Annotated in this window: 25 protein-coding genes; 10 read left to right on the top strand and 15 right to left on the bottom strand. The window is 68.4% G+C overall.

What is annotated here, in order from left to right; translation table 11 throughout:
• The 7 genes from puhA to hemA are packed head-to-tail and all read left to right on the top strand — an operon-like array spanning window position 1 to window position 5,289.
• Window positions 1-771 carry a photosynthetic reaction center subunit H gene (gene puhA / locus VFQ64_RS13935; RefSeq protein WP_325103946.1) on the top strand — a complete coding sequence of 257 codons (771 nt, stop codon included), beginning with the start codon at window positions 1-3 and terminating at the stop codon, window positions 769-771.
• Window positions 768-1,403 carry a photosynthetic complex putative assembly protein PuhB gene (gene puhB, locus VFQ64_RS13930; RefSeq protein WP_325103945.1) on the top strand — a complete coding sequence of 212 codons (636 nt, stop codon included), beginning with the start codon at window positions 768-770 and terminating at the stop codon, window positions 1,401-1,403. The genes puhA and puhB overlap by 4 nt, the downstream gene beginning before the upstream one ends.
• On the top strand, window positions 1,400-1,891 hold the full coding sequence (puhC, locus tag VFQ64_RS13925; protein ID WP_325103944.1) for a photosynthetic complex assembly protein PuhC: 492 nt from the start codon (window positions 1,400-1,402) through the stop codon (window positions 1,889-1,891). The genes puhB and puhC overlap by 4 nt, the downstream gene beginning before the upstream one ends.
• Window positions 1,888-2,184 (top strand): hypothetical protein, encoded by a 297-nt coding sequence (locus VFQ64_RS13920; protein WP_325103943.1) that lies wholly within the window; start codon window positions 1,888-1,890, stop codon window positions 2,182-2,184. Before puhC ends, VFQ64_RS13920 begins: the two co-directional genes overlap by 4 nt.
• Window positions 2,181-3,263, top strand: a complete 1,083-nt coding sequence (acsF, locus tag VFQ64_RS13915) for a magnesium-protoporphyrin IX monomethyl ester (oxidative) cyclase (RefSeq protein ID WP_325103942.1) — start codon at window positions 2,181-2,183, stop codon at window positions 3,261-3,263. The genes VFQ64_RS13920 and acsF overlap by 4 nt, the downstream gene beginning before the upstream one ends.
• Window positions 3,260-4,066, top strand: coding sequence for a putative photosynthetic complex assembly protein PuhE (puhE, locus tag VFQ64_RS13910; protein ID WP_325103941.1), 807 nt, complete (start codon window positions 3,260-3,262; stop codon window positions 4,064-4,066). Before acsF ends, puhE begins: the two co-directional genes overlap by 4 nt.
• Complete coding sequence (gene hemA, locus VFQ64_RS13905) at window positions 4,066-5,289, top strand: 5-aminolevulinate synthase (protein ID WP_325103940.1); 1,224 nt, start codon at window positions 4,066-4,068, stop codon at window positions 5,287-5,289. The genes puhE and hemA overlap by 1 nt, the downstream gene beginning before the upstream one ends.
• Window positions 5,290-5,353: 64 nt before the next feature.
• On the opposite strand, the gene VFQ64_RS13900 is transcribed toward hemA, so the two are convergent.
• From VFQ64_RS13900 to VFQ64_RS13850, 11 genes are all read right to left on the bottom strand, one after another.
• Complete coding sequence (locus tag VFQ64_RS13900; protein WP_325103939.1) at window positions 5,354-6,604, bottom strand: DUF3422 domain-containing protein; 1,251 nt, start codon at window positions 6,602-6,604, stop codon at window positions 5,354-5,356.
• A gap of 55 nt (window positions 6,605-6,659) precedes the next feature.
• Window positions 6,660-7,793, bottom strand: coding sequence for a photosynthetic reaction center cytochrome PufC (gene pufC, locus VFQ64_RS13895; protein ID WP_325103938.1), 1,134 nt, complete (start codon window positions 7,791-7,793; stop codon window positions 6,660-6,662).
• Window positions 7,790-8,764 carry a photosynthetic reaction center subunit M gene (gene pufM / locus VFQ64_RS13890; RefSeq protein ID WP_325103937.1) on the bottom strand — a complete coding sequence of 325 codons (975 nt, stop codon included), beginning with the start codon at window positions 8,762-8,764 and terminating at the stop codon, window positions 7,790-7,792. Before pufM ends, pufC begins: the two co-directional genes overlap by 4 nt.
• Before the next feature lie 14 nt (window positions 8,765-8,778).
• On the bottom strand, window positions 8,779-9,603 hold the full coding sequence (gene pufL / locus VFQ64_RS13885; protein ID WP_325103936.1) for a photosynthetic reaction center subunit L: 825 nt from the start codon (window positions 9,601-9,603) through the stop codon (window positions 8,779-8,781).
• Between the two features lie 125 nt (window positions 9,604-9,728).
• Window positions 9,729-9,923: a light-harvesting antenna LH1, alpha subunit gene (gene pufA, locus VFQ64_RS13880; RefSeq protein WP_325103935.1), complete on the bottom strand. Its 195-nt coding sequence runs from the start codon at window positions 9,921-9,923 to the stop codon at window positions 9,729-9,731.
• Between the two features lie 45 nt (window positions 9,924-9,968).
• Entirely contained in the window at window positions 9,969-10,136 is a 168-nt protein-coding gene (gene pufB, locus VFQ64_RS13875; protein WP_325103934.1) for a light-harvesting antenna LH1, beta subunit, read from the bottom strand.
• A 97-nt stretch (window positions 10,137-10,233) separates the two neighbouring features.
• Window positions 10,234-11,679: a chlorophyllide a reductase subunit Z gene (gene bchZ / locus VFQ64_RS13870; protein WP_325103933.1), complete on the bottom strand. Its 1,446-nt coding sequence runs from the start codon at window positions 11,677-11,679 to the stop codon at window positions 10,234-10,236.
• A complete protein-coding gene (gene bchY, locus VFQ64_RS13865) occupies window positions 11,676-13,190 on the bottom strand; it encodes a chlorophyllide a reductase subunit Y (RefSeq protein WP_325103932.1) in 1,515 nt (504 codons plus the stop codon). Before bchY ends, bchZ begins: the two co-directional genes overlap by 4 nt.
• Window positions 13,191-13,194: 4 nt before the next feature.
• Window positions 13,195-14,178 (bottom strand): chlorophyllide a reductase iron protein subunit X, encoded by a 984-nt coding sequence (locus tag VFQ64_RS13860; protein ID WP_325103931.1) that lies wholly within the window; start codon window positions 14,176-14,178, stop codon window positions 13,195-13,197.
• Window positions 14,175-15,101 carry a chlorophyll synthesis pathway protein BchC gene (gene bchC / locus VFQ64_RS13855; protein WP_325103930.1) on the bottom strand — a complete coding sequence of 309 codons (927 nt, stop codon included), beginning with the start codon at window positions 15,099-15,101 and terminating at the stop codon, window positions 14,175-14,177. Before bchC ends, VFQ64_RS13860 begins: the two co-directional genes overlap by 4 nt.
• 92 nt (window positions 15,102-15,193) lie before the next feature.
• The gene (locus VFQ64_RS13850; protein ID WP_325103929.1) at window positions 15,194-16,318 is read right to left on the bottom strand and encodes a methyltransferase; all 1,125 of its coding nucleotides are present in this window, start codon (window positions 16,316-16,318) and stop codon (window positions 15,194-15,196) included.
• Window positions 16,319-16,376: 58 nt separating this feature from the next.
• Here VFQ64_RS13850 and crtD point away from each other — a divergent pair, with 58 nt between their 5' ends.
• Window positions 16,377-17,963 (top strand): 1-hydroxycarotenoid 3,4-desaturase CrtD, encoded by a 1,587-nt coding sequence (crtD, locus tag VFQ64_RS13845; protein WP_325103928.1) that lies wholly within the window; start codon window positions 16,377-16,379, stop codon window positions 17,961-17,963.
• Window positions 17,873-18,796 carry a hydratase gene (locus tag VFQ64_RS13840; RefSeq protein ID WP_325103927.1) on the top strand — a complete coding sequence of 308 codons (924 nt, stop codon included), beginning with the start codon at window positions 17,873-17,875 and terminating at the stop codon, window positions 18,794-18,796. Before crtD ends, VFQ64_RS13840 begins: the two co-directional genes overlap by 91 nt.
• Here VFQ64_RS13840 and VFQ64_RS13835 read toward each other — a convergent pair.
• From VFQ64_RS13835 to VFQ64_RS13820, 4 genes are read right to left on the bottom strand one after another with little or no spacing between them, the layout of a single operon-like run.
• Window positions 18,743-18,922, bottom strand: coding sequence for a hypothetical protein (locus VFQ64_RS13835; protein ID WP_325103926.1), 180 nt, complete (start codon window positions 18,920-18,922; stop codon window positions 18,743-18,745). The two genes, VFQ64_RS13840 and VFQ64_RS13835, sit on opposite strands and share 54 nt — an antisense overlap.
• Entirely contained in the window at window positions 18,919-19,797 is an 879-nt protein-coding gene (bchO, locus tag VFQ64_RS13830; RefSeq protein ID WP_325103925.1) for an alpha/beta fold hydrolase BchO, read from the bottom strand. The genes VFQ64_RS13835 and bchO overlap by 4 nt, the downstream gene beginning before the upstream one ends.
• On the bottom strand, window positions 19,794-21,494 hold the full coding sequence (locus VFQ64_RS13825) for a magnesium chelatase subunit D (RefSeq protein ID WP_325103924.1): 1,701 nt from the start codon (window positions 21,492-21,494) through the stop codon (window positions 19,794-19,796). The genes bchO and VFQ64_RS13825 overlap by 4 nt, the downstream gene beginning before the upstream one ends.
• Window positions 21,491-22,462 carry an ATP-binding protein gene (locus tag VFQ64_RS13820; RefSeq protein ID WP_414712906.1) on the bottom strand — a complete coding sequence of 324 codons (972 nt, stop codon included), beginning with the start codon at window positions 22,460-22,462 and terminating at the stop codon, window positions 21,491-21,493. Before VFQ64_RS13820 ends, VFQ64_RS13825 begins: the two co-directional genes overlap by 4 nt.
• Before the next feature lie 53 nt (window positions 22,463-22,515).
• Between VFQ64_RS13820 and VFQ64_RS13815 the strand changes: the two genes are divergently transcribed.
• Window positions 22,516-22,989 carry a TspO/MBR family protein gene (locus VFQ64_RS13815; protein WP_325103923.1) on the top strand — a complete coding sequence of 158 codons (474 nt, stop codon included), beginning with the start codon at window positions 22,516-22,518 and terminating at the stop codon, window positions 22,987-22,989.
• The last annotated feature ends 5 nt before the right edge of the window (window positions 22,990-22,994 follow it).

Raw genomic sequence — 22,994 nt, 5'->3', positions numbered from 1 at the left:
ATGAGCCCCCAACTCACCCCCGGCATTGACGTGGCACTCCTGGTGTTCTGGGCGTTCGTCCTGTTCTTCGTCGGGCTGGTCTTCTACCTACGCCGCGAGGATCGCCGCGAGGGCTACCCGCTCGAGGAGGAGATCTCGGGCCAGATCCGCAATCCCGGCGGTGTGCTGTCGACCGCCTCGCCCAAGTCGTTCCTGTTGCCCTTCGATCAGGGCGTGGTGACCGCACCGCCAGGCGGCGGTCGCGATCCGTTCAGGATCGCTGCGCGGCTGACCGACCGTTTCGCCGGCGCCCCCTATGCGCCGACCGGCGATCCGCTGGCCGACGGCATCGGCCCCGCCGCCTGGGCGGACCGCGCCAAGCGCCCCGACCTCGACATGGAAGGCCATTTCCGGATCGTGCCACTGAGCACCGCCGCCGGCTATTCGACCGCGGCCCCCGACCCCGGCCTGATCGGCTGGCCCCTGGTCGGTGCGGACGGCGTCGTCGCCGGCACCATCGCCGACCTGTGGATCGACAAGGCCGACCGCCTCATCCGCTACATGCAGCTCGACGGCGTGGGCGCGCCTGCGCTGGTGCCGATGATGATGGCAAAGGTCGACCGCCGCCGCCGCCGTGTCGTGGTCGACGCGCTCAACGGCGCGCAGTTCGCCGGTGTGCCGCGGCTCGACGCGCCCGATCGGATCACCCTGTACGAGGAAGAGCGCGTCCAGGCCTATTTCGGTGGCGGATACCTCTACGCCAATCTCGCCCGGCAGGAGCCGTTCCTGTGACCGAATACGACAACGAGCCGATCCCCGGCCTGCCGGATCGGCTCCCGCCCGGCGAGAGCATCCTGTGGCAGGGTTCGCCCGACTGGCGCGCGCTGGCCCGGGCCGCCTTCCACACCCGCCTGATCGCCGGCTATTTCGGGGCGTTGTCGGTGCTGGCACTGGCGCTGGCGCGTTCCGACGGCGGCTATACCGGGGTGGTGATGACGGCGCTGCTCGGCGTCGTCGGCGTGGCGCTGCTGCACTTGCTGGCCTGGGCGTCGGCTAGGACGACGATCTATACGCTAACCGACCGCCGGATCGTGATGCGCATCGGCATCGCCGTGCCCAAGTGCATCAACCTGCCGCTCGCCACCATCGCCTCGGTCGATCTCGCCGCGCGCACGGACGGCACTGGCGACCTGCCGCTGACCCTGACCGGCGCGCCCAAGCTCGGCTATCTCGCGCTCTGGCCCCACGCCCGGCCGTGGCGGATCAACCGACCCCAGCCGATGTTGCGCGCGGTGCCGGGCATCGGAACGGTCGCCGCCCTGATCGCGCGGACGTGCCTCGCCGCCAACCCGGGCCCGTGGCCGGCGACGCCCGATGAACGACGAGCGCCCGCGCCCATGACGCTGGAGGCGCAGGCGGCATGAGCACGGCCAGCGCCCGCCCCGACACGCTGCCGCGCGGGACGCTGATCCTCGCCGCCGCGATGATCACCTTCGCCGTCGGCGCCGCGACCGTTTCACGCGTCGCCGGTATTCCCGCCGCCGCGTCGCCCGCGGCGCTGCGGGCGACGACGCAGGTGACGGCGCTTGCGTCGCGGTCGTTGCGCTTCGTCGACCGCGCGGACGGCGCGGTGGTAATCCATGATGTCGGCAAAGGCACGATCGCGGCGGTGATCGAGCCCGGCGAGGAGACCGGATTCATCCGCGGCGTCATGCGCGGCCTGGCGCGCGAGCGGCGCATGCACGGCGTCGGCGACCGGCCGCCCTTTACCCTAACCGCTTGGCGCGACGGCGAGCTGACGCTGACCGACAGCGCCACCGGCCGTTCGATCGAGATGACCGCGTTCGGATCGAGCAACCGCGCCGCCTTCGCCGCGCTGCTGCCGATCGTGTCGAAAGCCACACGCTCATGATCGCGCTGCGCCGCACCAGCTTCGAGACGCCCTGCCGGGTCGAGGTCGAGCTCAGCGACGAGTTCTGCCGCGCTAACGTCGTGCTCGCCAATGACTATGCGATCGGGCCGGGCGACCGGGTGCGCGTCCACGGCGCGCCGATCAGCGTCGGCTTCGGCGAACGTCGCGTCGAAGATCGGATCGCCACCGTCGAGCGGGCAAGCGCCATCGAGCGGCTATGGACCAAGTTCGCCGGCCATTTCGAGATGACCGAGCTCTACGAAGTCAGCTTCAGCGATCGGACAACCGTATGAACGCCGCCGCCGCCATTGCCGCGCCCGTCCGGCGCACGCCCGGCACCGCGACGCTCGCCGCCGCGCGCGAGGACACCGTGCTGGCACCACGCTTCTACACCACCGACTTCGCGGCGCTCGACCGTATCGACGTGTCGGGTGTGCGGTCGGAGTGGAACGCGATCATCGACGAAATGGCGAGCGACCCCAACCGCCTGCACTTCAAACGCACGGACGCGTTCGACGGGGTAATCGAGAGCCTGCCCGAGGGCTTGCGCGAAGAGTTCACCGACTTCCTGGTCAGCTCGCTCACCGCCGAGTTCTCCGGCTGCATCCTCTACGCCGAGATCGCCAAACGGGTCACCAATCCCGACATCAAGCAGCTGTTCAAGCTGATGAGCCGAGACGAAAGCCGCCATGCCGGCTTCATCAACGACACGCTCAAGGACGCCGGCATCGGTATCGACCTTGGCTTCCTGACCCGGACCAAGAAATACACCTATTTCCGGCCGAAATTCATATTCTACGCGACCTATCTCAGCGAAAAGATCGGTTACGCGCGGTACATCACAATCTACCGCCACCTAGCGCGCCACCCGGAGCTGCGCTTCCACCCGATCTTCGACTGGTTCGAGCTGTGGTGCAACGACGAGTTCCGCCACGGCGATGCCTTCGCGATCCTGATGCGCACCGACCCGAAGCTGCTAACCGGCATCAACAAACTGTGGATCCGCTTCTTCCTGGTCGCGGTCTACGCGACCATGTACGTCCGCGACCACAATCGTCCGGCGTTTCACAAGGCGTTGGGAATCGACCCGACCGACTATGACCGCCGCGTCTTCACCATCTGCTCGGAGATCACGCGACAGGTGTTCCCGGTCGTGCTCGACACCGACAGCCCCCGCTTCGCGCGCGGGCTGGAGCGGATGCGGCGGATCGCGGGCGGCATCGACGCCGCCAAGAAGCAGGGTGGCGTGGTCGGGGCGCTCAAGCGTGTCGGGCTGGTCGGCGCGGCGGCGCTGTCCTTCGCCCGACTGTACCTGACCCCGGTCAAACGTAACGAGGCGCCCGCGACGGTGCGGCTGGTCCCGGCCTGGTGACACTGCCGCCGCTCCTGTTCGCGCTGCTGATGTGGTTCATCGGCACCGCCGCTGTGGTGTGGCTGGACAGTCGCCCCAGCTACACCTTTCGCACCAGCCTCGCCTGGTCGGGGCTGGCGGCGATCGGCGCGGCCGTACTGGTCTGGGCGCATGCCGACGACACGAGCGTGGGTGCTGCCTATCTCGGCTTCGGCGCCGCGATCGTGATCTGGGGGTGGCACGAGATGAGCTTCCTGATGGGCGAGGTCGCCGGTCCCAACCGGGAGCCCTGTCCTCCCGGCGCGGTCGGCTGGGCGCGGTTGAAGGCCGCGACCGCCACCGTCATCCACCACGAGCTGGCGATCGCCGCGACCGCGATCGCGCTGTTCGCGATCACCTGGGGTCAGCCCAACCAGGCGGCGCCGCTGACCTTCCTGTTGCTGTTCGTGCTGCGGCTGTCGGCCAAGTTCAACCTGTTCCTGGGTGTGCCGAACCTCAGCGACGAGGTGTTCCCGGCGCACCTCGCCTATCTGAAAAGCTATTTCCGCCACCGCACGATGAACGCGCTGTTTCCGCTCTCGGTCGCCTTCGGCGCCGGGCTGGCGGTGTGGGCGTGGCGGCTGTCGGAGGCGGCGCCGGCCGGCGGCGGTGCGGCGGCGTCCTGGACGCTCCTGGCCGGGCTCGCGGCGCTCGGCGTCGTCGAGCATCTATTCCTTGTATTGCCGATCCGGGACGCGAAGATGTTCCAATGGGCGTCAGCAATCGGCGCAACCAAGAAGAGGGCGGCCCGAGCCGCCGTGATCGACCAAGCGGGGAGAGGGTGATGGACTACGAGGCGGTGTTCGCAAAGCAGCTCGACGAGCTGCGCGAGGCGGGCAATTACCGGATCTTTGCGGAACTGGAGCGCCAGGCGGGCAGCTTTCCGCGCGCGCAGCGGTGGACCGAGGAGGGCGAGGTCCAGGAGGTCACCGTCTGGTGCTCGAACGACTATCTCGGCATGGGCCAGCACCCCAAAGTCCTCGGGGCGATGCACGAGACGCTCGATCGCTGCGGCGCCGGCGCGGGTGGGACCCGCAACATTTCCGGCACCAATCACCAGCACGTCTTGCTCGAAGCAGAACTCGCCGATCTGCATGGCAAGGAACAGGCGCTGATCTTCACGTCGGGCTATGTCTCGAACTGGGCGGCGCTATCGACCCTCGCCTCGCGGCTGCCCGACTGCGTGGTGCTGTCGGACGCGCTGAACCATGCCTCGATGATCGAAGGCATCCGCCACAGCCGCGCCGAGTGCAAACGCTGGCGGCACAACGACGTCGCGCATCTGGACCAGCTGCTGTCGCAGGTCGCGCCCGGCCGCGCCAAGCTGGTCGCGTTCGAAAGCGTCTATTCGATGGATGGCGACATCGCCCCGATCGTCGAGATCCTCGACGTGTGCGAGAAGCACGGCGCGCTGACCTATATCGACGAGGTCCATGCGGTCGGGCTGTACGGCCCGCGCGGCGGCGGTGTCGCGGAGGCGCTGGGCGTGATGGACCGTATCGACGTGATCGAAGGGACGCTTGGCAAGGCATTCGGCGTGATGGGCGGCTATATCGCCGCGTCTGCCAACCTGTGCGATTTCATTCGCAGCTTCGCCAGCGGCTTCATCTTCTCGACCGCGCTGCCGCCGGCGGTGGCCGCCGGCGCCGCCGCCTCGATCAGGCATCTGAAGGAAAGCCAGATCGAGCGGGTGCGGCATCAGAACCGAGTCAAGATCGTCCGCCAGCGGCTCGACGCGATGGGCATCCCGCATCTCGACAATCCCAGCCACATCATCCCGGTGATGGTCGGCGATCCGCATCACGCGAAGATGATCAGCGACTGGTTGATGGCCAATCACGGCATCTATGTGCAGCCGATCAACTATCCCACCGTGCCCAAGGGCACCGAACGGCTGCGCATCACGCCGTCGCCGGTGCATACCGATGGCGACATCGACCGGCTGACCAGGGCCCTTAGCGAGATCTGGTCGCAATGCGCGCTCGCCCGGCGCGAACTGGCAGCGTAGCGCGCCGCCGCTCTCCCTCGGGCGGCCGAGGGGAGAGCGGGGCCGTTGGCGATCGAAAAGCAGATCAGTCGTGCAGGCGGCGGCGCAGGTTCCATAGCGCCAGCGCGACGCCCGTCAGCACGACCGGGACCGCCACCGCCGTAGCGCGATCATAGTCGACACCCGGCAGTGCCTCGAACACATATTTGGCGAGCCCGACGAGGTAATAGCTGATCGCGACCACCGACAGCCCCTCGACCGTCTGCTGAAGGCGGAGCTGCAGTTGCGTGCGGCGATCCATCGACGTCAGCAGGTCGCGATTCTGTTTGGCCAGCGCGATGTCGATCCGGGTGCGCAGCAGCTCGCTGGTCCAGGCGGCGCGCTGCGACAGGTTCTCTAGCCTAGCGGAGAAGCTCTCGCAGGTACGGACGGCGGGGGTGAGACGGCGCTCGGTGAAGTCGGCCAGCGTCTGATGTCCGCGCACCGGACCGATCCGGAGGGACGCCAGCCGGTCGATGCTGAGCTGCGCATAGGCGCGCGTCGCGCTCATGCGATAGCGGGTCTCGGCGACCAGCCGGGCCAGCTCGGCCGACAGATAGGTGAGCTCGTCCAGCAGCTGGTCGTCCTGCGACCTGCGCTCCGACACCGCGCCCGTCAGCTCGGCCAGCCGCGCCTCCAGGCCCGTGACGGCGGGCGTCAGCCGCTGCGCTAGCGGCAGGCCCAGCAGTGCCTTGTTGCGGTAATTGCCCAGCTCCTGCAGGCGCTGGACGAGCTGCGCCGGTTCGTCCCCGGCGAGATGGCGGTCGAGCACCAGCAACCGGCCGTAGCCGTCCGCCTGCAGGCGGAAGTCGGACATGATCCGCGCCGCGCCGTCTGCGACGTCACACACCACGGTCGCTTCGCTCGAGAACCACGCGTCGCGCTGGGCGTCCGTCGGCTCCGGCGCATCGGACGGGAGCAAAGCGATCTGGGTCGCGCGCAGGATCTCGCCGGGCATATCCGCCAGGATCGCGCTCAGCTGCGGTTCGAAATGCGCCGGGTCGAACGGCATGTCGAACGACCCGTCGCGCAGCAGCGTGTAGCTGGCGAATTCGGTGTGCCGCTCCCAAACCAGGCTCATGCCCGCGAGCTGCAGCACGGCGTAGCGGTCGCTGATCGGCGCGGTCGAGCCCGTGGTGGCCGCGAGCGCTTCCAGATGCCGGCGCGGGGCATCACCCGCCTTTTCGCCCAGCACGGTCACGACCTGCATCAACCGGCAGGGCGCGGCGAAGCGTGGCAGCCGCCGGACGTGCATCTCGTCGGCGATGGACGCACGCAGTGGATGGTCGGCGATCATGTCTCCATCTCGTCCGCGTCGGTTTCGCGCCTGCCGAAGGAGGCGCGGGGCGGGCTCACTGGGTCGTCGTGACCGACGGCACTCCGCTTTTGTCCACCATCGCCGCGGGATCGTTGAACGCGCCGGGCACCTGCCTCGCCGCAGCCGGCAGGCCGGTGGGGGCGGCGACGGTCATCGGCTGCGCTGCCAACGACGGCGCCTGCGCGATCATGCTCCGCCCTCCCAGCGGCTTCGACAGACCCTGATGGCAAGTCGTGCAATTGATCTTGTACGGGTCGCCGTTGGGGCCCTTGCGATTGACGGGGAAAACCGCCGCGAGCGGCGTGATGTAGTTCTTGTTGGCGTCGCTGACCATGCGAATGCCGTAATAGGCGGTACCGCGCTGCGCGCTGCTGAGGTTCCAGGCGCGGAACGACTGGCTGTTGTGGCAATAGGTGCAGTTGACGCCCAACGCCGTGCTGACATGCATCATCAGCCCATAGGTGCGCTCGGCATCCTTGATCGACACGATGTGATCGGCGGAGGGATGGATCTTGCTTGATGCGACGCGGATCTCGCCCTGGCCGGAGAAATAGGCGGCGAACGGATCCGACGGCAGCGATGCATAGCCGACATTGGCATCCGGCGTGTTCTGCCCGCGCTTGTTGCCGCGGATCGTCGTCGGATCGGGGGCCTGCGAGGCGGTCCAGACATTCGCCGGCACCGCGTTGCCCCGGTGGCAGGTGTAGCAGGTGACGCCGGTCTGCTTGACATGGCTCGACCAGCGCGAGTTGATCGCCTGCGTCATCTGCAACATGCGGCGCGCCACGACCTTGGTGTATTTCTCGTCGGACGCCATGTTCTCGGGGTTGTGACAGTAGTTACAGCCCTGTTGCGCCTCCGGCAGATCGGCGGGCACGACCCATTGGTTCATCTGGGCCATCAGGTGGTTGAACCGTTCGGCGCTCACCCCGCCCAGCACCTGGACGTTCTGATAGGTTTGCGCGGCGGTGGGGCCGCCGTCGGGCGGCAGCGGATAGGCTTCGGCGGGGATCGCCGTCGCCTCGGCGATGCTGCTCCGGTCGACGATCTGCGCGACACCGGTGCCGCGAAAGCCGGTCTGGGTCGAGACTTTGGCGCCCGGCTCGCATGCGGTAAGCGCGAGCGTCAGCGCCGCTGCGCCCACGCTGGTCGTGACAGGCCGGTTCATCGTGTCGCTCCCGACAGAGTAGCGGGGTCGACGACGCCGGTGTCGGGGTAGCCCGGCGCGATGCCGTTGGTCACGCCCCACAGATACCAATTGTCGACCACCGTGCCGGTCAGCAGGATGCCGATTCCGCCCGTGATCGGACACAGGATCGCAAACCACCACGCCCACCGATGGATCGACTCGGCGGTGGCGTTGAACCCCATCGTCCAGCGCCAGAACAGCATGCCGCGTTCGAACGCGGTGCCGCGATCGGTGATCTGCTCGATCTCGCGCTCGCTGCCGTAGCGGCCGGTTGCGAGCACCGTCGCGCCGTGCATCGCGAACAGCATCGTCGAGCCGTAGAGGAAGACGATCGAAAGCGCGTGGAACGGGTTGTAGAAAAGGTTTCCGTAGCGGATCGAGAATGCGGCGGTCCAATCCAGGTGCGGAAAGATGCCGAACGGCACCGCTTCCGCCCAGCTGCGCATCAGCAGCGGCCGCACGAAGCCCAGGATCAGGATCAGGAAGATGCCCGCGCCGAACGCCCAGGCGACGTGTGAACCCATGCCCAGCGCCTTGGCGCGGCGAAAGGTGCGCAGCCACCACAGGATCAGCGCGCTTGACATGAAGAAGCCAGCCATTTGCCACCAGCCGCCTTCGGCCAGCGGTACGAAGGGGGTGAACCCCCACTCCGGTCCGGGCGGCTCCAGCGCCAGCCAGGGCAATTGGCGCGCGAACTGGATCGGGTCCCAGTTGACGCTCGCCCACATGTTCAGGCCGATAATCTCGAACGACAGGAACGCGCACAGCAACGAGGCGATGCCGAGCTTGCCGAGATAGATAGGGCCGATCTGCGCGGCGCCCAGCTTGCCGGCCCAGTAGCTGACGAAGCCGGACGAACCGCGTACGAAGCTGCCGGTGCGGATCGCCGGTCCCATTTCCATGGGGCCGCGCAGCTGCACCTGGGTGAAGATGTTCTGGTAGCGTAGCATCGCTTATGTCCCCCTCACGACCAGATCGGCAGGTTGAGCCACCAGGTCCACCATTCGGGCCAGCCGCGGGTCCATAGCGGGCCTGAGATGATGATGCAGATCGCGCTCCAGAAGCCCGCCGACAGCGCCAGAAACAGCCCGAGCCGGTGGATGCCGAGCGTACCCACCGAATAGCCGATGGTGTCGCGGAAGAAGGCGTCCTCATACTCGGGCGATCGCACCGCCTCGCCCTTGGCCGGATTGACCGACGACAACACCAGCGCGCCGTGGAACGCCAGCGCGCCCCCGGTCACGAAGAAGAAGCTGACCGCCAGCATGTGCGCCGGATTGTAGTGGAAATGCAGATACTGGTAGCCGGTGTTCGATACCCAATCGAGATGGCTGAAGATGCCGTACGGGAAGCCGTGGCCCCAGGCGCCCAGCATGAACGGGCGGATCACCACCAGGCTGACATAGGCGAAGATCGCGAAGCTGTAGGCAAAGGGCACATGATACCCCATGCCCAGCTTGCGGGAGATCTCGACTTGGCGCAGCGCCCATGAGCTGAAGGCGACGATCGCGCAGACCGTGATGATCTGCCAGAACCCGCCCTCGCGCAGCGGCGCCAGTGCCAGCCCGTAGCTGAGGTCCGGCGGCGCGATGTTGATCAGCCAGGGGTTCCACGTCGGCCCCAGCGAGGCGGCGTAGAGGATCAGCAGAGTGCCCAGCAGCGCGCTGATCGCGGTGACCACGCCGAAGAAGCCGACATAAAAGGGCCCGACCCAAAAGTCGAACAGGTCGCCGCCGATCAGCGTGCCGCCCCTGACCCGATATTTACGTTCGAAGCTCAGCAGCGCCATGGCCACACCTTGCGATCGCTACCAGCGCAGCGAATCGCCCTTTCTTGGATATGCTGCGTTTCGAATGGGTGGTCCCGGGCAGTTCGGCCGGAAACGCCCACTCGAAACAGCGTGTCGCAGTTCGTTCAGCCGCCCGTCGTTGTCGGCGCGCCGGTAGCCGGAGCGGTTGCCGCTGCGGGCGCGGTGCGCGGTCCGTCGAGCCAGTTGAAACGGTTGGTGCTGAGCAGGATGAAGTGGATCAGCAGCGCCAGCACGAACAAGAAGATGAACAGCGCGACCAGCGAACGTCGCGGGTCGAAGATCAGCCAGATTCTCCACATGATGTGGTTCCTTTCTGTTTCAGACAATGGTCCCGGGGGACGGGATCAGAGCCAGGGGCGCCAGTTCCACACCAGGAAGTGGGCGACGATCGCCACCACGGTGAAGATCAGGAAGCTGGTGATGAAGATCTTGTGGAACTCCTTGGCTTCCTCCGGAGTCAGGTATGCGCCCGGCCCCATCCTTTCGTCGGTATTCTGTCTCATGTCGGTCATTTCACGTCTCCATAATTCCCGTCGAGGACAGGAGCGTGGAACGCGCTCCCCGGCGGCATCCGCGCCGGCGGGTCGCCGACGAGATTAAGGGCCACGCTCATGCCGCGCGGCTTTCGATGATCGCGAGCGCCAGGCGCTCGGATGTGACGGACGGTTCGCCCGCACGGCGCGCGGCGCGCTCGGCGGCGTCGCGGATGCGCTTGGCGGCGGAGATGCGGACCAGCACCGGCTCACGCTCGACGACCGCATCGAGCTCCGATTTGGCGGCTTCGTCCCACAACAGCTCGCGCTCCAGCCGCGCCAGCGTCGGCTCCGCTTTGTCGAGTTGACCGGCGAGGGGGATGATGTGGAAGAGTGCGTCGAATAGTGCGTTGCACACTTCCTGGATCAGGTAGGTGGCGCCGGCATAACCCATGAACGGCGTACCCGTATGACGGCGGATCACCGCGCCGGGAAAGCTCGCCGGGATATAGACGCCGCGCGCACCTGCCTCGGCCATGTACATGCGCTCGTTGAAGCTTCCGAACAGCACCAGCGGCGGATTGTCGCGGATCATGTCCTTGACCGCCTGGTTATCCGACTTCGACCCGGCGCACCGTGAGACCGCGAAGGTGCAGGGCAGCCCCATGTCGTCTTCGAGGAACTTGCGGATGCCGCGCGCATAGGTGTCGGTGGCGACAATCCCGAAGCTAGCGGTGCCGAAGAAGTCCTGTGTGACGGAGCGCCACAGGTCCCACAGCGGCTTGATCGTGGTGTGCTTGTCGCGCTCGATGAACGGCTCGGGGTCGAGCCCGGTGAGCTCGCCGAGCTTGCGCAGGAACAGCGTCGTCGATTTCAGCCCGATCGGCGCCTGGAGGTACGGCCGCTCGAGCGTCTCGCACAGGCCGCGGCCAAATTCGCGGTACATGCACACATTGACCTGCGCGAGCGCCAGCTTCTTGACGTCCGCCAGGTGGCTGCCGAGCGGAAAGGTGACGCCGACGTCGGCGCCGATGCCTTCGATCAGCCGGCGGATCTCGGCCAGATCGGACGGCATGTTGAAGGTGCCGTACATCGGGCCGATGATGTTGACCCTGGGCTTCTCGCCCTCGCGCAGCGGCTTCAATGCCGGCACCTTCTTAGGCCCGAACTGCGTCCACAGCCATTTCAGCGCGCGATCGCCGGCCTGCCACTGATCCTCGTCGATGGTGCGCGGCAGGAAGCGGACGATGTTCGTGCCCTCGGGCGTGACGCCGCCGCCGATCATCTCCGCGATCGAGCCGGTGACGACGACCGCGGGCAGATCGGGATCGAGCGTCTTCCAGGCGCGTTTCATCGCGCCTTCGGTACCGTCGCGACCGAGTTCCTGCTCGCCCAGACCCGTGACCACGATCGGCAGCTCGTGCGGCGGCAACCCGTCGGTATAGTGCAGCACCGAGGTCACCGGCAGGTTCTCGCAGCCGACCGGGCCGTCGATGATGACCTGCAGCCCCTTGATCGCGGTGAACGCGTAGACCGCGCCCCAATAGCCGCCGGCCCGATCATGATCGATGATCAGCGTCATGTGCCGATATGCTCCTCGGCCTTGGCCGCGGCGATGCGCTTGGCGGCGAACTTGGCCTTGAACTCGGGCCGGTCGACCGGAGTCGTCTCCCACTGACCGGCGTTCGGCCCGACGCCGACGCCTTCGAAGAACGCGCTCATCTTTTCGAAGCGATCGCGATTGGCGAGTGCCGCGTTGACCACGGTCGCTAGGCTGCCCGCTCCGGCCGGGCCCATCAGCGGGCGGGCCGAGATGAGGTTGGTGAAATACAGCGCCGGCACCGACTTCTGCTTGGCGTACTGGACGACCGGCGTGGTACCGATGGCGAGGTCGGGGCCGAACTCTTCGATGGCGGCGACGTCCTGTTCCAGGCTGGCGCGGTACTGGACGCGGCAGCCCTTCGCCTCCAGCCATTCGCGATCGGGATCGGACCATTTGGTGCGGGGACAGGCGGTGCCGACATAGGGCACATCGGCACCGCTCTCGATCAGCAGCCGCGCGACGAGGAGCTCGGAGCCTTCATAGCCCGATACCGTGACCCGCCCGGCAATGGGCTTGGCTGCGAGCGCGGCACCGATCGCGGGAAGGAAGCGGTTCTTTGCGGCGTCGACCCTGTCCTGCGCGACGCCGCAGGCCGCGCCGATCGCGTCCAACCAAGCGGCGGTGCCGTCCACGCCCACCGGTGCCGAGCCGACGACCTTGCGTCCCGCCGCCTCGAACTCGCGGACGCTGGCGGTATAGAAAGGGTGGATCGCACCGACGACGGCGCAGTCGAGCGCGGCATAGAGCTCGCGCCACTCGCGCGTGGGCACCACGGGGCCGGCGGCCAGACCGAGCGGCTCGAGCATCAGGCCGATGCCCGGCGGATCGGCCGGAAACATCTCGCCCAGCAAGGTCACCGTGGGCCGATCGGCCCGCGTCGTCGGCGCCGCGACCGGGCCGGTCTCGGCTTCCTTGCGCGCATAGGACAGCATTGCGCCGGCGAGCACGTCCTTCGCCTCCGCATGGGTCGGAATGCCGAAGCCGGGAACGTCGATGCCGATCACCCGCACACCGTTGATCTGCGCGGGCAGCAGCTGCAGCGGCACACCCGACGCGGTCGGCACGCACAGGTTGGTGACGATGATGGTGTCGTACAGCGCCGGGTCGGCGAGGTCATGGACGGCGTCGCGAATGTCCTCGAACAGCTTGCCGGTGACCAGCGTCTCCGAGCTGAACGGCACATAGCCGACGCTGCGCCTAGCCCCGTAGAAATGCGCGGTGAAGGTCAGGCCGTAGACGCAGCATGCCGAGCCCGACAGCACGGTCGCCGTGCGGCGCATCCGCAAGCCTACTCGCAGCGAGCCGAACGCCGGGCACATGGATTGCGGCTGATCGTGCGGACCCTGGGGATAGTCGGCGGCGTAGCGGTCCAGAACCTCCGACTTGCCGGCCAACACCGCCGCGTCGCGCATCGTATCCTTCGAGTCGCAGCCGCCCGCCTCCGCAAGGTCGATCCGGTCGCGATCGCGGGGAAGGGCCTGCGCGTCCATCGCGTCAGACCGCGTCGTACACGATTTCGAGCGATGGCTTGGTGACATAGGCGCTGCCGCGCATGTCCGCCTGGGTCGCTGGCCTGAGCGTATAGTCCGCTCCCGTGATATCGGCCGAGAACAGGCCCAGCAGTCCGTCCTGATCCAGCGGCGTCGGGCGCAGTGGCGGTGCCTGCGCGACGTTCAGCGCCAGTTCCTCGAACAGCGACGCCCATTGGCTGTCGGGCTTGCCGATGATCTGGTAGTTCGCGCTCTTCTTGCGGATATCCTCGTTGGCGGGGATCGCGCACAGCACCGGAATGCCCACGGCCTCGGCAAAGGCATTGGCCTCGCCGGTGCCGTCGTCCTTGTTGAGGATCATCCCGGCGACGCCGACATTGCCGCCCATCTTGCGGAAGTACTCGACTGCCTTGCAGACGTTGTTGGCGACATACAGCGACTGCAGGTCGTTCGACGCGACGACGATCACCTTCTGGCACATGTCGCGCGCGATCGGCAGGCCGAAGCCGCCGCAGACCACGTCGCCCAGGAAATCGAGCAGGACGTAGTCGAAGCCCCAGTCGTGGAAGCCCAGCTTTTCCAGCGTCTCGAAGCCGTGGATGATGCCGCGGCCGCCACAGCCGCGCCCGACCTCCGGGCCGCCCAGTTCCATCGCGAACACGCCGTCGCGCTGGAAACAGACGTCCTCGATGCCGATCTCCTCGCCGGCGAGCTTCTTCTTGGAACTGGTCTCGATGATCGTCGGGGTCGACTTGCCGCCGAACAACAGGCTGGTGGTATCGCTTTTCGGATCGCAGCCGATCAGCAGCACGCGCTTGCCCTGCTGCGCCATCATGTAGCTGAGGTTGGCGAGCGCAAAGGATTTGCCCGATCCGCCTTTGCCATAGATCGCGATGATCTGCGTTTCCTTGGTCACCGGGCCGGTCGGCACGGGATCGGGCTCCCACGACGCTTCTTCGCGCAACGGCGCCGGATCGAACATGCTCATATCGCTCTCCAATCGAGCACCATCTTCAGGCAGTCGGGGTCGGTGAATGCCTGCGGATAGGCGTCGATCGCCTCGACGGCCGGGCGCGCGTGGCTGATGAGGTCGTCCAGCGCGAGCACACCGATGTCGAGCAGTTCGAGGACCGCCGCGATGTCGGCCGGAGAAAACTCGGCTGCGACCCGCATCCGCGCCTCGCGCATGAAGACAGGCGGAAAAGCGAAGGACAGGCGATCGTAAAATCCGGCCAACACCACTTCGCCACCCTTCGCGAGACGGGCAAAGGCCAGGTCGAGAACGTCCGGTGCGCCGCTGGCGTCGCAGATCACGCGGTAGTCGCGCCGCTCGTCCGATGCCGGGTCCATGACCTGATAGCCGAAGCCGTCGCGTCGCGCGGGGTTGGTCTCCCACATCACCGGCGCACCTGCGCCCGTCGCGATGGCGATGCGGGCGATCAGTCGCCCCAGGATGCCGTGGCCGATCACCAGATCGGGAACGCCGCCGAGGGCGATCGCGTGATGCGCGGTCGCGGCGAGCGCCAGCAGGATGCCGTCCCGCCCCAGCGATGATGGGATGGGGATTGCGCGCGCCTGCGGCAGGTTGACGTGCCGCGCGGTGCCCCCGAACAGCCCGCGCGCATCGCGGAAACAATTGGCCCCCGGAACGAAGACCCACTCGCCGATGCGCCCGCGCGCCTCGATGCCGGCATCGACGATCCGGCCGACCGACTCGTAGCCGGGTACCAGCGGGTATCCCATGCCGGGGAACTGCGGCATGCGTCCCGTCCACAGCAGCTTTTCGGTGCCCGAGGAGATGCCGCTCCAGTCGATCTCGACCCGGACATCGACGGCGGCGAGCGGATTCAGCGATAAGGATCGGAGGGCGATGCGTTCGGGCGCTTCCAGTATGACCGCGACCCCCTGCACCTGCTCACCTCTCATTGCGTCGGGTGGTATGCCCCTGGCGCATTTGTAGTTGTATATGGACAAAAGGAGGTGTCAACTTTTTTGGACACACTTTATTTCGAGGCCACAATGATGCTGCAGGTGAGGGGCATCGCGGTGTTCAGCAGCTGTGGGCGACTGAACCCCGCGGCGTGCAGCATGGTGACGATTCCCTCGCGGGTGCGTGGTCGACCAGAGCCCATCGCCCATAGATAAAAGCCGAAATAGGCATCACCCATCGGCTCGGCGCCGCGCGCGCCCGCCATCGGCTCCGCGATGAGGATGGTGCCGCCGCGCGGCAGCGCCTCGTAAATGGCGTACAGCAACGCCGACGCATGGTCGTCGTCATGGTCGTGCAGCACGCGTACGAGCGAGACCAGATCGAAGCCGGATGGCAGGGGATCCTGCAGGAAATCGCCTGCGAAGACCGTGGTTCGCGCCGCCAGCCCGGCCGAGTCGAACCGCCCGCGCGCGCGGTCCACGACGGCCGGCAGGTCGAACAGCCCGAGCGCCAGCCTTGGCACCCGCGCGGCGACCGCCATCAGGAACGCCCCCTCTCCGCCGCCGACATCCAGCAGGCGCTCGTGCCTATGGAACGGGTAGGCGTCCATTACCTGCGCCGCGATCAGCGGTTGGGAGGCCGCCATCAGCGCCGAATAGGCGCCTACTGCCGCCGCATCGCCGGTGCCCGCCGCCTCGGCATAGTGCCAAAGGCCCGACAGCGCGCCGCCGCCACCGCCCCGACGCAGCAGAGCCACCGGGTCGGCGAGATCGGCGTAAAGCAGGCGGTGGTGCACGATCATCTCCGCGACGCCGCGGTTGCCGCGCAACGCAGCGCCGCCCGCGCCGAGCGCCCAGCGCGCGCCCAATGGCTGGACAAGGCCCAAGGCAGCGGCGGCGCGCAGCAATCGTTCGGTTCCCGTGATCGGCAGCGCTATCCGGTCCGCGATCGCCGCCAGGTCCGCTGGTTCCTCGGCGAGCACGTCGAGCAGCCCGGTCTCCACGCATGCGGCGAGGATCTGCGAATAGGTGAACCCCGCCACCAGGTCGAATAATGCGCGCGCACGTCGGCGGGCGACCGGGCGCGTCAAGGGGAAGCGGGTCGCGAAGCGCTGGAACCTTGCCGACGAGAGCAGCCGGTTGCGCAGGCCGATCCATCGCTCCTGCAATCCGACGCTTGACGACCCTGATGAAAGCATGTGTCCAGTTTTGTGGACAGGTGATACTGTCCGGTCAACCGGCCAGAACAGGGTTTGGATGCAGGACGAGGGCGTGATCGTGATTGGCGGGGGAGTGGGCGGGCTGGTCAGCGCCGCCCTGCTCGCCGCGCGCGGTCGCGACGTCACGCTCCTCGAAGCGCAGCCGGGCCCCGGCGGGAAGTTGCGGGCCGTGACCGTGGAAGGCACGGCGATCGACGCCGGGCCGACCGTGTTCACGATGCGCGACGTCTTCCACGACATCTTCGCCGACTGCGGCAGTGCGCTAGAGGATCACCTGACGCTGCGACCGGCCACGGTCCTCGCGCGTCATGCGTGGGGGCCGAGGCCAGACGCGGACCGACTCGACCTGTTTGCCGATCCCGCCCTCAGCGAGGCGGCGATCGGCGACTTCGCCGGCGCGGCGGAGGCGCGCGGGTATCGCGCCTTCCGCGCGGAGGCGCGACGCTTGTTCGAGGCGCTCGACCGGCCATTCCTGCGCAGCCCGAAGGCCGATCCAATTACGCTGGGCTGGCGGATGGGCGCGGGGGGCCTGCCCGATTACCTCAATCTACGCGCCTATGTCTCGATGTCGCGGGCACTGAGCGGCTATTTCGCCGATGCGCGACTGCGCCAGCTGTTCGGGCGCTACGCCACTTACAGCGGCTCGTCCCCGTTCGCTTGCCCCGCCACGCTGATGCTGATCGCGCATGTCGAGGCCCGCGGCGTGTGGCTGATCGACGGGGGGATGCACCGGCTGGCGCAGGCGCTGGCAACGCTGGGTCGATCGAACGGGGTCCGCTTCCGCTACGGAACACCAGTACGCGAAATCCTGGTCGAGCGGGGTCGCGCGGCCGGGGTCGTGCTCGCGGACGGGGAGCGGCTGGATGCCGGCGCGGTGATCTGCAACGCCGATCCGGCGGCGATCGGCGCGGGCGCGTTCGGCGCGTCGGTGCGTTGCGCCGTGACGCCGACGCCGGCGCATCGACGGTCGCTCAGCGCGCTGGTGTGGACCGCGCGCGCGCGCGCGTCCGGCTTCCCGCTCAGCCGCCACAATGTGATCTTCTCGGACGATTATCGTGCCGAGTTCGACGCGCTCGCCGCGGGTCGTCTGGCGCAAGCACCAAGCGTCTATCTCTGCGCCCAGGACCGCGACGCGACCGACGACCCACCCGCGCCGCCTGGCCCCGAGCGGCTGCAGATCATCGTCAACGCGCCGGCCAATGGCGACGGCGCACCCCTTTCCTCAGCGGAGATCGACCGATGCACGCAGGCTATGCTCCACAGCGTTTCGCGGGCGGGACTTTCGCTCGACTTGGGGGACTCGGCGAAGCTGACGACGCCCAGCGATTTCGCGGCGATGTTTCCGTCGACGGGTGGGGCCCTTTATGGACCGGCCTCGCACGGGTGGGCGGCGTCCTTCCGCCGGCAAGGCAGCCGGACAGCGATCCCTGGGCTCTATTGCGCGAGCGGGAGCACGCACCCCGGCGCGGGCGTCCCGATGGCGGCGCTTTCCGCCCGGCTGGCCGTCGCCTGCCTGCTCGCAGATTGCAGGCGGTGGGACCGCGCTTCGACGTCGTGGTTCAGCCGAACGGCTATGCCTGGTGGTATATCGACGCGAGCAGCGATGACGGCGCCCACGGCCTGACGATCATCGCCTTCATCGGCAGCGTCTTCTCGCCCTATTACAAGCTCAGCGGCCGTGCCCGGCCCGACAATCATTGCGCGATCAACGTTTCGCTCAGCGGTCCGCGCGCCAAGGCTTGGGCGATGACCGAGCGCGGATCGCATCGGGTGGCCCGCGACGCGGACAGCTTCGCGGTCGGCCCCAGCAACATGCACTGGGACGGCGACACGCTGGTGATCGCGATTGACGAGATTTCCGCACCGTTGCCTTATCGCGTCCGGGGAACGGTGCGGGTCAGCCCGGAGATGATCGGCACCACCGCGTTCCAGCTCGACCCTGCCGGCCGCCACCGCTGGCACCCCGTCGCGCCGCGCGCGCGGGTGGAGGTGGAGATGGCGCATCCCGGCATCCGCTGGTCGGGCGACGGCTATTTCGATTCAAACTTCGGCGACGAACCGCTGGAGGACGGGTTCGACGATTGGCACTGGTCGCGCGCGCATCTCAGCAACGATGTCGCGGTGCTGTACGAAGGGCGGCGACGGGGCGGTGCGCCGTTCGACCTCGCGCTCAAGTTCGACCGGCAGGGCCGCTGGCACGATGTTGTCCAGCCCGCCCCCGCCGCGCTGCCGCGAAGCGGTTGGCTGGTGAAGCGGGCGACGCGAGCGGATTCCGGCCATGATCCCCGCGTCATCAAGACCTGGATCGACGCGCCGTTCTACGCACGCACGGCGCTTGCCACCCGGCTGTTCGGCGAGGATGTCACCGCCGTCCACGAAAGCCTGTCGTTGGGCCGGTTCCGCTCACCGATCGTTCAGTCCATGCTCCCCTACCGCATGCCGCGGGCTTTCTGGTGACGCGGAGGCCTTCTTCGCCTTGTCGCGGGCGATCTCGCGATTGATCGAGACGAGCTGCCAGATCCCGAACGCCAGCGCCGGCACGCCCGCGATCGCCAGGTCCAGCAGCCCCAGATAGTTGCTCACCGTTGCCCTCCCACGAAGTCGCGCACCAGCGCCGCGACCGCATCGGGTCGCTCCTCATGCGCAAGATGTCCCAGGCCGGCGAGCGGCACCACCCTGGCGCCGGGTATCAGCGCCGCTACCTCGCGCGCGTTCGACAGCGGGATCGCCGCGTCGGCGTCACCGTGGATGAGGAGCAGCGGCGGGCCTAGGCGCGACAGGTCGCGGCGCAGCGCTTCCAGGTTCCAGTCCGCCATCATCGTGATCGCACCCGCGCAGTGAGCCGGTGTCGCCATCAGCGCCTGATAGCAGCGGATTCCTTCGGCATCGATCTTCGACCCGGTGCTGCGGGCGAGAAAGCGCGCCGTCTCGCCCGAGCCACGCGCCAACCGCGCGAACAGATGCGGGGCGAGCGGATTGACGAACAGCATTCGCGCCAGCGTCGGAAAAAGCTTTGCGGCCAGGCCCGGAAACGGCAACAGCGCCGCCCCGAGCCCGACGATCGTCTTGGGGTCCGCGAGACTATCCAGCGCCATCCGCGCCGCAATCGCGGCACCGGCGGAGTGACCGACGATCGCGTCGGGGCGGAGGTCCAGAGCGGTCAGCAAGGCGGCGACCCCGCGCGCCATCGCCGCCATCGTCAAGCCTCCTGCGGGGCGGCCGGTCGTAAACCCGTGCCCAGGCAGATCGGGTGCCACGACGGTGAAGTCCTCGGCCAGCAACGGCGCCAGCGCCCGCCAGCTATGCGTCGCCGCGCCAGTGCCGTGGAGCAGCAGCAGCACCGGGCCGCTGCCCATCACCTGGACATGCCAGCGCAGCCGGCCTGCATCGACGAAGCGGCTATGCGCGCGGTTCGGCCAGTCGCGACCCTCCACCGCCCAGTGCGGGGCATAACTCACCCGCGCTGCGCCGCGCTGACGGCGGCGTGCATCGCGATCGCATCCGCGCGCGGCAGCGGCAGGTATCGCGCGCGCATCGCCGCCGCCAGCGCCGCTCCTTCGGCTCGGGGTCGTGCGGAGATGTCGACGAACGCCGCCGCGATTCCGGCCGCGCCGATCGCTCTCGCCGCCGCCGTCGCGTCCGCTTCGGCGACGGCGCGGATCGCGCTGCCGTCACCGGCGATGTTGGCGCGGCCATCGGTCAGCACGACGATGAACGGCGTTCGGCCACGCCCACGCGCCGTTTCCGCCAGCTCGCGCGCCGCGTTCAGCCCCGCCGCCAGCGGCGTGCCGCCGCCGCCCGGCAATTCGGCCAGCGATCGCCGCGCCCGCGCCAGCGACCGGGTCGGCGGCAGCAGCAGTTCGGCGGATCGGCCACGAAACGCGACCAACGCGACCTGCGCGCGCTTCACATAAGCCTCGGCGAGCAGCAGCTCGACCGCGCCCTTCGCCTCGGCGAGCCGCGCCAGCGCCGACGAACCCGACGCATCGACCGCGAAGATCGTGACGGCCTCCGCGCGCGTCTCGAAGCGGCGTATCCGCAGGTCGTCGCGGCGGATTTTCACGCCCGCGCCGCCGCCCCGCAGCGCCTGCCACGGTGCGGCGGCGCGCAGCGTGTCGATCAGGCTCAGCCGCAGGCCACCCCCGGGCACACCCGCACGCGCGCCCATCGGCCGGCCCCGAGTGCCCGACTTGCGGCGTTCGCCCGCACCGCTCGCCCGCGTCACCCTTCGCCCGCGTCCGGCGGCGATGCGCGCGAGCACGTCCGGCGGCAACGCGGCCAGGGCGGCGGCGAGCACCACATCCTCGAGCGGCCCCGGATCGCTTTGCTCGTCCTCACCGCCCATATCGTTATCCGAATCGGAAGGCGGCGGTGGAGGCTCGGGGGCAGTCTGATCCTCCGTCTGAGGCAGTCGTGTCGCCCGCGGCGCAAGGACGAGCCGCGCGGCCAGCGCCACATCCTCATCGACGATCACGTCGCGCCCCGCGAACGCCGCCGCCGCGCGGGCGGCGCGCAGGGCGAACAGCGACGCCCGCGCCGAGTCGACGCCGAGCGCCCCGGCGGTGGCGGCCAGCGCCTGCAACACCTCCGCCGACGCGGCCTGCACCGACCGTTGCGACGCCGCGCTCGGCTGAGGGGCGATGTCCGTCGCCCGGACGTCGGTAAGATCGACCCAGAATGCCAGCCGCTCGGCCAGCCCGGCTGGCGTGCGTTCGTCCGGCTCCACACCATCGTCCAGCGCCACCGTCATGAACCGTGCAGGCCCACGCAGCGTCGCGCCGTCACGTTCGACCACCAGCTCGCCCGTGTCGATCACCGCCGCCAGTCGGCCGGCAAGCGCGTCGGACAGCCGCTCCGCCATTGGCACCACCAGCACCCCGCGGTCGACCTCGGCCAGCAAACCAGTGCGCGCCACCGACCGCCCAAGCGCCAGCGTTGCGGTGAGGTCGATGCCGCCGAGCAGCCGGCCATCGTCGATATGCGGCGGCATCCGCCGCATCGGCGCCGCGTCGGACAAGGCGCCGCGTAGCTCGGCGATCACAAGGTCGCGTACCGCATCGCCGCCGCGCAGGACCATGCCGCCGAGCCCCGGATCGATAGCACACAGCCGTGCCGCGATCAGCGCGTCGTGCAGCGCGTCGCCGGGCGCGTTCACCCGTGGCCCTGCCCGGCCAACTCCTCCAGCGCGCGCTCGATCCGCGAGGTCGATCCGGTCTCGTCCAGCACGTTGCGGCGCAGCCGGTGGCGCAACGCCATCGGCGCCACCGCCGCGACATGATCCACGGTCGCGGCAGGCGCGCCGTCCAGTGCCGCCAGTGCCCGCGACGCACGCATCAGCGTCAGTTCGCCGCGCAAGCCATCCGCGCCCACCGCCATGCACAGCCGCGAGGCGAAGGTCATCACCGCATCCGCCATCGCGACCGCCGACAGCGCCGCCCGCCCGCGCGCGATGCGCTTCAGCGTCTTGGCTTCCGCCCGCCGCCAGCTCTCCGCGAACGACGCCGGCTCACGCTCGAACGCGTCGCAGCGCTTGAGGATCTCGACGCGCTGCTGCAGGTCCTGCGGGGTCCGCACCTCGACCGACAGGCCGAAGCGATCGAGCAATTGCGGGCGCAGCTCGCCTTCTTCCGGATTGCCGCTGCCGATCAGGACAAAGCGCGCCGGGTGCCGGACGCTCAATCCTTCGCGTTCGACCACATTCTCGCCCGATGCGGCGACGTCGAGCAGCAGGTCGACGATATGGTCCTCGAGCAAATTGACTTCGTCGATATACAGGAACCCGCCATGCGCGCGCGCGAGCAGCCCCGGCTCGAACGCCTTGATCCCTGCGCCGAGCGCGCGCTCCAGGTCGAGCGCGCCCACCACGCGGTCCTCGGTCGCGCCCAACGGCAGGTCGACAAAGGGCACCGCGACCTTGCCCTTGCGGGGCGTGCCGTCCTGATAGCCCGCGCCGCCGGCCGGGATCGGCGGCAGCAACGCCGCCAGCGCACGCACCGCGGTAGACTTGCCCGTACCCCGGTCGCCGAACACCATCACGCCGCCGATCCGGGCGTCGACCGCCGCGATCAGCAGCGCCTGTTTCATCTCGTCCTGGCCGACGATTGCGGAAAAGGGAAAGGACATGCGCACACCCATCGTGTACCATCCGTTGGACACTCCACAAGCCGGACGATGCCTTGCCCTCCACCCCCGTCATCATCGCGGTTGCGGTTGCGCTCTTCCTCGGCGCGTTCGGCGGGCTGATGACGCCCATCGGCCCCTGGTATCGCAATTTGCGCAAGCCCTCGCTGCAGCCGCCCGACTGGCTGTTCGGGCCCGCCTGGACGATCATCCTGGGGCTTGCCGCCTGGTCGGCGGTGATCGCCTGGAACGCGGCGGAGGGCGCGCAGGAACGGACCACGGTGGTCATCCTGTTCGTGACCAACGCGATCGCCCACGCGCTGTGGAGCCCCTTGTTCTTCCGCCTGCGTCGTCCCGACTGGGCGCTGATCGAGGTCGTGTTCCTGTGGGGATCGCTGGTCGCGCTGGTGGTCGGCCTGTGGCCGATCTCGCAAAAGGCGAGCCTGTTGATCCTGCCCTATCTGCTCTGGGTCAGCTTCGCGTCGTGGCTGAACTGGGCGATCGTGCGCCTCAATCGGCCGTTCGTCTGATTAGC

It is taken from the genome of Sphingomonas sp., assembly GCF_035714405.1.
In the GTDB taxonomy this organism is placed as follows: Bacteria; Pseudomonadota; Alphaproteobacteria; order Sphingomonadales; family Sphingomonadaceae; genus Sphingomonas.
This window is presented reverse-complemented; position numbering and strand designations above follow the sequence as displayed.

Coding starts and splice junctions, on each gene's coding strand:
- pufC (WP_325103938.1), bottom strand. CDS start 7,793: ATGAACCGGCCTGTCACGACCAGCGTGGGCGCAGCGGCGCTGACGCTC.
- puhC (WP_325103944.1), top strand. CDS start 1,400: ATGAGCACGGCCAGCGCCCGCCCCGACACGCTGCCGCGCGGGACGCTG.
- pufL (WP_325103936.1), bottom strand. CDS start 9,603: ATGGCGCTGCTGAGCTTCGAACGTAAATATCGGGTCAGGGGCGGCACG.
- bchY (WP_325103932.1), bottom strand. CDS start 13,190: ATGGACGCGCAGGCCCTTCCCCGCGATCGCGACCGGATCGACCTTGCG.
- crtD (WP_325103928.1), top strand. CDS start 16,377: ATGCAGGACGAGGGCGTGATCGTGATTGGCGGGGGAGTGGGCGGGCTG.
- hemA (WP_325103940.1), top strand. CDS start 4,066: ATGGACTACGAGGCGGTGTTCGCAAAGCAGCTCGACGAGCTGCGCGAG.
- pufA (WP_325103935.1), bottom strand. CDS start 9,923: ATGTGGAGAATCTGGCTGATCTTCGACCCGCGACGTTCGCTGGTCGCG.
- bchZ (WP_325103933.1), bottom strand. CDS start 11,679: ATGACGCTGATCATCGATCATGATCGGGCCGGCGGCTATTGGGGCGCG.
- VFQ64_RS13920 (WP_325103943.1), top strand. CDS start 1,888: ATGATCGCGCTGCGCCGCACCAGCTTCGAGACGCCCTGCCGGGTCGAG.
- VFQ64_RS13850 (WP_325103929.1), bottom strand. CDS start 16,318: ATGCTTTCATCAGGGTCGTCAAGCGTCGGATTGCAGGAGCGATGGATC.
- acsF (WP_325103942.1), top strand. CDS start 2,181: ATGAACGCCGCCGCCGCCATTGCCGCGCCCGTCCGGCGCACGCCCGGC.
- puhA (WP_325103946.1), top strand. CDS start 1: ATGAGCCCCCAACTCACCCCCGGCATTGACGTGGCACTCCTGGTGTTC.
- pufM (WP_325103937.1), bottom strand. CDS start 8,764: ATGCTACGCTACCAGAACATCTTCACCCAGGTGCAGCTGCGCGGCCCC.
- VFQ64_RS13860 (WP_325103931.1), bottom strand. CDS start 14,178: ATGAGCATGTTCGATCCGGCGCCGTTGCGCGAAGAAGCGTCGTGGGAG.
- VFQ64_RS13820 (WP_414712906.1), bottom strand. CDS start 22,462: ATGTCCTTTCCCTTTTCCGCAATCGTCGGCCAGGACGAGATGAAACAG.
- pufB (WP_325103934.1), bottom strand. CDS start 10,136: ATGACCGACATGAGACAGAATACCGACGAAAGGATGGGGCCGGGCGCA.
- VFQ64_RS13900 (WP_325103939.1), bottom strand. CDS start 6,604: ATGATCGCCGACCATCCACTGCGTGCGTCCATCGCCGACGAGATGCAC.